This window comes from Mesorhizobium sp. M2A.F.Ca.ET.067.02.1.1, from assembly GCF_004023285.1.
Taxonomy (GTDB): domain Bacteria; phylum Pseudomonadota; class Alphaproteobacteria; order Rhizobiales; family Rhizobiaceae; genus Mesorhizobium.
On sequence record NZ_RZSB01001110.1, the window covers coordinates 1 to 1,325 of the forward strand.

The following is a 1,325-nucleotide window of genomic DNA, read 5'->3' on the forward strand; positions in this document are numbered from 1 at the left end:
GTGTCCAGCGGATAGATGGGTAACACTTTGAACCGGATACATAGGTAACAGTTTTCTCTCCCTATGATGCGGTCGCCGCAGCGCCAAGCGGTCGGCTTGGCGCGGCGCTGCGGCGAACCAGTTTCATGTGCTTCTCATCGATGAAGCCGAGCGGATGGGTGTGGAAGCGCATCGTCCACTCGCCATCCTCGGTCTCTTCAATGGCAATCGGTTCGCCGGCCAACGTGGCCGAGACATAGATCTCGGTGCCCCGCCATTTGACCGCGCCGTTCTGGCGCACGCCGCGCACCGCTGCCTCGGTCGGATAATCGGGTTCAGGGGCTGTCTTCGGCATCGGTCGGGTCGAGGGGCGGTAATGCTGTGCCGGGGTGTCCATGCCCAGCGCCTCGTGCGGACGCTCCTCATTGTAGCTGCGCCGGAAGTTCTCGAAGGCCCTGGCTTGAGCCGCTTTGTCAGCCTTCGGTGCATCGGCCATCGGCAGCATGGTCAGATGGAAACGCTCATGGCGCCCGTTCTGCTGCGGCTTGCCTGGCTGGATGCGCTCCAGGGCGATGCCGAGCTTAATGAAGCGCACTGCCAGCGGCGTCAGCCCTGTGACGCCGGCCGACGCAAAGGGTGGGCCATTGTCGCTTCGAATGCGATCCGGCAGACCGTTTTCCTCAAACAATCGCTCAAACACCGGCCACGCCTCCTCGTCGGCCGTCGAGCCCGTCGCCTCGAGCCCCAGCAGGTAGCGGCTCAATGCATCCATCACCGTCAATGGCTCGCAGCGCCAGCCGTCACGGGTCCGGAACCAGCCCTTGTGGTCTACCGTCCACACCGCATTCGGCGCCGCAGGCTCCGGCCATGGCCCATTGCCCACAGCCCGCCAGCGCCGGCGTCCCACAAGACCATGCCGCTTCAGGATCTCGCCAGCTGTCGAGACTGCCGGCCAGCCACAACTGGGCTCCGCCCGCTTCAGCCGCGCCATGATCTTCTTCGGCCCCCACAGCGGATGCGCTTCCTTCTCCGCCACGATCCGCTCCACCAGCTCGGCTGCCGTTGCTCGGCCGTGATCGAGCGGCGCCCGCGGCCGGTCGTGCAGGCCTTCCGGCCCGGTCTCCCGGTAACGCCCAAGCCATTTGTAGCCGGTCTTGCGTGAGATCTCGAAGGCCGCGCAAAGCTGCGTCATCGTCTCCTCGCCAGCTAGGCATTCAACAACAAAACGAAGCCGCTCATCCATGATGCCAGTCTCTCGCCAAACCATCGCCGGTCCTCCCGGCTGGCAAGAAAACTGTCACCCATCTAATCGGTCCATTCTGTTACCTATCTATCCGGTTCGGACA

Annotated in this window: 1 protein-coding gene; it reads right to left on the bottom strand. The window is 63.9% G+C overall.

The annotated features are described in order from the left end of the window. Positions 1-61: 61 nt before the first annotated feature. Positions 62-1,246: an integrase core domain-containing protein gene (locus tag EOA28_RS35890; RefSeq protein WP_127253944.1), complete on the bottom strand. Its 1,185-nt coding sequence runs from the start codon at positions 1,244-1,246 to the stop codon at positions 62-64. Positions 1,247-1,325: the final 79 nt, after the last annotated feature.